The organism is Microcoleus sp. D2_18a_B4 (genome assembly GCF_036702475.1).
Classification (GTDB): Bacteria; Cyanobacteriota; Cyanobacteriia; order Cyanobacteriales; family Microcoleaceae; genus Microcoleus.
In genome coordinates this window covers 27545-34955 of sequence record NZ_JAUBTL010000012.1, presented here as the reverse complement: position 1 = coordinate 34955, position 7411 = coordinate 27545, and the positions used below count along the sequence as shown (strand labels likewise).

Genomic DNA, 7411 nt, shown 5'->3' with positions numbered 1-7411 from the left:
CCGTTCCACAAGAGATGAATTTTCTTCTTGTGGAACAGGCATCTTGCCTGTTCATAAAAAGATTATTGAGAATGGTGTCCGAGCTCATTGCACCATTCTCAAGAACGGGCAAGATGCCCGTTCCACAAGAGATGAATTTTCTTCTTGTGGAACAGGCATCTTGCCTGTTCATAAAAAGATTATTGAGAATGGTGCAATATCTCAGTTGTAGCGCGTTTCTGGTTTACCCTGGTGTCCAGGACTGTTCTGGTCGCTGCCTTACCATGAAAGCGTAGGTTTTGCAACCAAAAAATTTGGTTTTTTTTACGGTTTACGATCGACTTACACGATATTTTTTCGGATAAGAACCTGGTTGATGCGTAAGTGTTGGGAAATGAACAGCCGTCGATCGACCTTTTGGTTTGTAGCCGTCGCCGAAACTGTTGGCTGCGACGGCTGTTTCTTTTTTTTGCTGTTAAGATTGATTTTTACTTGAGGGTGCTCTATTGCGGAAAATATTTTCACCCAATTATTCGAGATAATTAGATTCTATGGCTTGTCGCTCGCAAAAAATATTTTTATTCGCTGGTATTTTGGGGTTAGTTGTGTTAGCAAAACCAGCGAAAACATCCGCTAGCACAGTTGAAATTTTGACCTCAAATGTTGAGGATTTGGCAGCAGTTAGCAGCAGAGGCGATCGAGCTTTCCTTCCCGATACTAATCTTGACAAACGCCAAGAATTGCCCGTAAAAGACGAGGAAACGCAGTTACCCGCTGAATCAGAACACCCGGTGGCGGCGGAAACTCCCGACTTACCGCCTTCCTCGGCAAATTCAGTCGATGTGACATCTTACACCATTCTCAAGAACAGGCAAGATGCCTGTTCCACAACGAGTGAGTTTGATTGTGGGGTGGGCATAGAGCCCGCCGGTAACAGGCTTATTGACAAGGGTGCAACATCTCAGACCGTTAGCGAAGCCCTCGGAGAGGATCGCACATTTAGCACAAAAACTCAAGAAACCGAGCTTTTTAACTCAGATCAAAAACTAGAAGAAAGTATTGACAGAAAAAAAATTGATTGGGGTATTGATCGAGCCTCGCAACTCAGCCAACTGCCCAACCCAATTCTGCCGCGAGAACCAGAATTACCAGCTCCTGAGCCGCCGCAACCCCCTGCGCCGTCTCCCCTCCCACCAGCCCCGCTAACACCTGTTCCCGGCGATGATAGACCGGGGATTATAGGTACAATTAGGGTCGATCGCTTTGAATTTGAGGGCAACACAGCCTTTAGCGATCGCGAACTCGCAGAAGTTACGCAACAGTTTGCCGGCCGCGAAATCACCTTTGCCGAACTGATCGCAGCCGAAGCAGCCGTCACTCAAAAATATGTAGCCGCCGGATACATCAATTCCGGCGCTGTAATCATCGCCAACCAAACCTTTCCGAGAGAAGGAGGTGTGGTGAAAATGCGGATTGTAGAAGGCGGATTAGATGAAATTGTGATTACTGGAAACAGGCGCTTAAATTCAAATTACGTGCGATCGCGCCTAGAACGTGCTACCAGACGGCCCCTCAACCGATCTCGCTTGCTGGAAGCCTTGCAACTGCTGCAACTCGACCCCTTAATTGGCAATATTTCCGCCGAATTGCAAGCCGGAAGCCGCCCGGAAAACAGCCGCTTAGAAGTGCGGGTAAAAGAAGCAGACAGCTTTAGCGCTGAAGTGTTTGCAGACAACAATCGATCGCCCAGCGTCGGCAGTTTTCGGCGCGGTGTTCGCATCAATCAAGCAAATTTGCTCGGTTTGGGCGACGGATTAGAGGTATCTTATGCTAACACCGACGGCAGCAACGAATTCAACGGCAGCTACACAGTCCCCGTCAACGCGCGTAACGGCACGATTGGGTTCGCTGCGAGTGCTGCTAGCACCAATATCATCGAGGAACCGTTTGATGCTGCACAAATTGAGGGGAAATCGCGGACTTACGAGTTAACTTACCGCCAGCCGATTGTCGAAAAGCCCGATCGCACTTTGGCCTTGGGACTGAGTTTTTCGCGGCAAGAAAGCGATACATTCCTGTCAGGGGAACGATTTGCGCTTTCGGCGGGAGCAAATGAGCGCGGCGAAACGCGGGTTTCGGCTGTGCGGTTTTTTCAAGAATACGTGCAGCGGACTTCCAACCAAGTGTTCGCGGCGCGATCGCAATTCTCCCTCGGCACTAATCTGTTCGGCGCTACTGCGAACGATAGCGGCCCTGACAGCAGTTTTCTGGCGTGGCGCGGCCAAGCCCAGTACGTGCGGCTGCTAGCGCCAGAAACCTTGCTGATTGTGCGTTCTGACATTCAATTAGCCGATCGCCCCCTGCTTTCCCTCGAACAAATTGGGATCGGTGGCGTTCAAAGTGTGCGCGGATACCGCCAAGATTTGCTGTTAACTGATAGCGGTGCGATCGCGTCTGCAGAAGTGCGAATTCCGGTTTGGCGTGTCCCGGAAGTCGAAGGATTGTTGCAAGTGGCTCCGTTTATCGATTTTGGGTTAGGATGGAACCATTCAGGAGAAAAGCCGAATCCTGACTCGGATAAACTGCTGGGTGCAGGTTTGGGGCTTATTTGGCAGATGGGCGATCGGTTGAATGTGCGTCTCGACTATGGTATTCCTTTGATAAATGCTCGATCGGGCGATCGAACTTTGCAGGAAAAAGGCATCTACTTTCGGATTAATTACTTTGCTTTCTAGCTAGTTCTGGCTGGGGTTGAAACCCCTGTATCCTAGCGGAATTCCACCGCTAGAACGATTAAATATAGTTCAGCTAATTCCATGCTCTACTTCAATCTAATATTAATTCCGGTTAGCTTGGAATGATTTAACCGCAGAGAACGCAGAGGATACAGAGGAAGGGAAGAGAGATGAATAATTCCGATAAAGTGCGGATTTGATATTATATCTAATCCGCACTTCATCGGAATAGTAAATTCCAGTTCACTGTTCACGGCGTCAACAGTCAACCGTCAACCGTCAACACTGAACATCATTCCGGTGTTACCGGAAATGATATAAAATCTCAACTCTCAAATCTCAAATCTCAAGTCTCAATTGTATAACTTAGTTAACACAAGAGGGCTGGTTTTATGGTTCAGACAAAAACTAAAATAACATTTGCAGAGTTTCTCGAAAAGTACCCAGACGGATCTGGTATCTACGAACTTGTAAATGGGGAGATTGTCAAAGTGGAAGCAACCAGGGCTCATAAAAATGTGGCACGATTTCTAGTATTTGGCTTTAACGATGAAATCAGGCGTTTGGGACTTGACTATATCGTTGACAAAGATATAGTTTTCAGAACTGTAACAGCTTCAGGACAAGAACAAGGCAGAAATCCTGATGTCGGCGTGGTTAAGGCATCAGTATGGAACAGTAATGTACGTGGCTACGGAGCCCTTACCGAACCTATCCAATTAGCAGTAGAAGTGGCCTCTACTAACTGGGAAGACGACTATGTAGATAAGCTAGATGAGTATCAAAGGCTCGGCATTTGTGAGTATTGGATTGTGGACTATTTAGCGATTGCTTCTAGGGCTTATCTAGGCAATCCCAAAATTCCCACAGTTTTCGTTTACTCTTTGGAAAATGGCAGTTATTTAGTTCAAAGTTTTAGAGGTAATGAGCGCATTATCTCTAAAACTTTTCCCGAACTAGAAATCACAGTCGAGCAACTTGTACTCAGCAGCCAAATTCAAAACCTTTAGAGAAACGAGATGAGATTACACCGATAAACTTTATCCTGGAAAGAGTGTTTTTATGTCTCCCTTGCATTACTCGTTACTATTTGCACCATTCTCAAGAACAGGCAAGATGCCTGTTCCACAAAGAGTAGATTTTATTATGGGGAGTAGGGGTTGGGCATCTAGCCGGGCCGTAAGTTACTCCCTACTGTTTGCCTTCCTGTTGCTATTTCCCACTTCCGCGATCGCCCAAATCATTCCCGATAATACCCTGGGCCCGGAAAGTTCCCGCACAGTTCCCGATACTATCAATAACCTACCCTCAGATAGAATCACTGGCGGAGCAACACGCGGCGTTAATTTATTTCACAGCTTGCGGGAATTCAACGTTGGTGAAGGGCGGGGAGCTTATTTTGAAAATCCCAGCGGAATTTCTAATATTTTTACCCGCGTTACGGGCCCCAACTCCTCAAATATTTTAGGGACTCTGGGAGTTTTGGGGAACGGCAATTTATTCTTAATTAACCCGAAAGGAATTGTATTCGGGCCGAACGCTCGGTTAGATGTGCGCGGTTCTTTTCTGGCTGGAACGGCTGACAGCATTGTATTTAATAACGGCTTTGAATTTAGCAGCGCCAATCCCCAACCAGCGCCGCTATTGACGGTTAATATTCCGGTGGGTTTGAGATTTCGAGAGAATCCCGGCGCAATTGTCAACACTTCCAGTGTCACCCAAGTTATTCAAGACACAACAATTCCAGTCGGTTTGGCAGTTCCTCCCGGTCAAACCTTAGCACTGGTAGGAGGAGATTTAATCTTTAACAATGGTTTTGCCAGCGCTTTTAGTGGTAATATTCAATTAGGAAGTGTGGCAAGTCCAGGTTTGGTAAGCTTCAACATCACGCCCATAGGATTAGGTTTAGATTATACAAATGTTGCCAATTTTGGCAATATTGAATTATCAGGTTTATCGGCGGTGACGGCGAGCGGGCCCGGTGGGGGCGCGATCGCACTTCGGGGAGGAAATGTGATTTTGCGCGATCGATCGAGCCTAGTCTCCGATACCTTGGGAAGCATTGACGGCCGCGGCATCAATATCGAAGCAGCACGATTTAGCCTTTTCGATCGAGCCTTTGTCGGCTCCACCACTACCGGAAGCGGAGCCGGAGGCCCGATCAAAATCCGAACCGCCGAGAATATAGAACTTAAGGGAATAGGATTTGAGAACTTTCGGCGACGGCTTCTCGATCGTGCTGCAGCACAACAGCCGGGAGATATCACCGAGCGCGAAAGCAGCATCATTACCGGAACTCTCGGTGCCGGCAGATCCGGGGAGATCGCGCTCGACACCAAACGATTAACTCTCCGAGACGGATCGGTAATACTCAACCCTACACTCGGTACGGGAGACGGCTCTGGTGTGACAATTAGAGCCTCTGAATCGGTAGAAATAAATGCCTCCGGGCTGTTGACCACAACTTTTAACAGCGGAAATGCAGGCAGTATCGCTATCGAAACCGGTCAACTGAGTGTCACCGACGGAGCCATCGTCTCGCCCTCGACTTTTGGTGCCGGGAACAGCGGAAATCTGAGCGTGAGAGCTTCTGACTCGGTAATAGTAGCGAGAGAGCGATCGGATAGCCCTTTGAGTACGGCTCTAGCCGCTAACAGTATTGGCGGCACGGGAAGGGCAGGAAACGTTGAAATTAACACCCGCTCCCTGCGCGTCGAAGCAGGGGCTAGCATCACTTCTTCGAGCGGGGCGAGAACTGCAGAGCAGGTGATTCCTGCGGGGGGGCCCGGCGGAAACATCACCATCAACGCCTCAGACTCGGTGGAAGTGCTCGGCACCGCACCGGGCGCTCGCCCTTCCCGAAGTCTAATCGCTGCGGGAACGGCTGGGGGCGGCAAAGGCGGTGATGTGACGGTGAACGCCAGACGGTTGATTGTCCGAGACGGAGGAGCTATCGGAGCCTCAACTCTGGGTACGGGACAAGGGGGAAATGTGACTGTCACTGCTTCGGAATCGATGGAAATAGCCGGAACTACCAGAGACGGCATCTTTCCCAGCACCATTGGCACAGCTTCGGGAGATTTGCTGTACCAGACTTTGTTGGGGCTGCAACCTCCATCTGGTGCGGCGGGAAGCTTGAGCATTGCAACGGGCCGATTGAGTGTCCGAGACGGCGCAGCGGTTAGCGTCCAGAGTTATGGAACGGGGGCGGCTGGCAGCATCAATGTTGTCACAGATTCGATCGCCCTCAACAACAAAGGCAGTATTGACGGCACGACTGTATCGGGTATCGGGGCTAATATTAACTTGCGATCGCGAGACATCCAATTGCGCCGCAACAGCCGAATTACCACAGATGCGGGTGCTGCCGACGGCGGCAACATCACCCTCAACAGCGATATCCTAGTGGGGCAAAACAATAGCGACATCACCGCTAACGCGAAGAGCGCTGCAGGTGGCCGCGTTAATGTCAATGTCCCGAATATCTTGGGCTTTGCAGCAGCGGGCCGCGAACAGGTGAGAGATCGGTTGGGGCTGAGCGACGCTCAATTTGCAGCTTTGCAAGTAACTCCTACATCTGAGCTTCCCACCAGCGACATCGCCGCCATTTCCCAAAGTAGTGGCCCGGCTTTGCAAGGTACTGTTACATTTAGTGCTTCTGGCGTCAATCCCGCTCAAGGTTTAGTGGAACTGCCGCAAAATGTTGTCGATCCGACTGCTTTAATTGCGGCAAATCCCTGCACGCAAGGGGTCGAGAGCGCATTTACTGTCACTGGGAAAGGAGGAGTGCCACCGAGTCCTAATGATGCCCTCAGCAGCGCTCCATCGCCGTTTCCGTGGGTGGAAGAGGCAGGAAGTTCGACAACGGGCAATGTACGGGATGTAACCGATCGAGCGAAGACGGAATTGGGCGCAATCCAGGATCGGGAAGTTGTTCCGGCTCGCGGTTGGGTGGTGAATGGTCAAGGAGAAGTTATGCTTGTGGCTGCGGAAACTGCGGGTCAATTGGACGATCGCACGAGGGATTCTGTATCGGTTTGTCCGCCCCGATGACCCATTGATTACAACTCACATCTTGCACCATTCTCAAGAACAGGCTTTCCGGCCTGTTCCACAAAGAGTAGATTTTTTTCTTGTGGAACGGGCATCTTGCCCGTTCATAAAAGCCTTATTGACAATTGTGCAACATCTCAGTTACAACTCACATCTTGCACCATTCTCAAGAACAGCCAAGATGCCTGTTCCACAAAGAGTAGATTTTTTCTTGTGGAACGGGCATCTTGCCCGTTCATAAAAGCCTTATTGACAATGGTGCAACATCTCAGTTACAACAAACACGTCAAACTTTCAGTCGGGCAGGGGTTTCAACCCCTGCCTCAAAGCTAAAGTCCTCGCTATGAGGGCTAATTAGTGTAAAAATCTTCTTCAGAGTCCTCCTAGCGAGGACTTCAGCTAAAAGCCCCGTGGAATTCATTCCCTGGCGGGCTAGAGGCTTAAGTTGTCACCAATGCCGATGACCAGAAAATAGCCAATGCTTTAAAATTTCTCGCCTTTGTCAGCTAACAAAAGATTAATTATGGTTTTCCCATATCTCTACTTCTGGCAATTACCCAAAATTAACGGACTAAAAGACCGAGACCAATACTATACAGCAGTTTTCAACTATCTGAAATACAGTAGCGACAAGACTGTGCCAA

General features: G+C 49.2%; 3 protein-coding genes and 1 pseudogene. All 4 read left to right on the top strand.

Translation table 11 applies throughout. The annotated features are described in order from the left end of the window. Positions 1 to 211 (top strand): annotated as a pseudogene (locus QUB04_RS09600) (hypothetical protein); the annotation flags it as partial. A gap of 373 nt (positions 212 to 584) precedes the next feature. Next, on the top strand, positions 585 to 2714 hold the full coding sequence (locus tag QUB04_RS09595) for a ShlB/FhaC/HecB family hemolysin secretion/activation protein (protein ID WP_333283661.1): 2130 nt from the start codon (positions 585 to 587) through the stop codon (positions 2712 to 2714). Between the two features lie 392 nt (positions 2715 to 3106). After that, on the top strand, positions 3107 to 3724 hold the full coding sequence (locus QUB04_RS09590) for a Uma2 family endonuclease (protein ID WP_333283659.1): 618 nt from the start codon (positions 3107 to 3109) through the stop codon (positions 3722 to 3724). A gap of 106 nt (positions 3725 to 3830) precedes the next feature. Next, on the top strand, positions 3831 to 6767 hold the full coding sequence (locus tag QUB04_RS09585; RefSeq protein ID WP_333283657.1) for a two-partner secretion domain-containing protein: 2937 nt from the start codon (positions 3831 to 3833) through the stop codon (positions 6765 to 6767). The last annotated feature ends 644 nt before the right edge of the window (positions 6768 to 7411 follow it).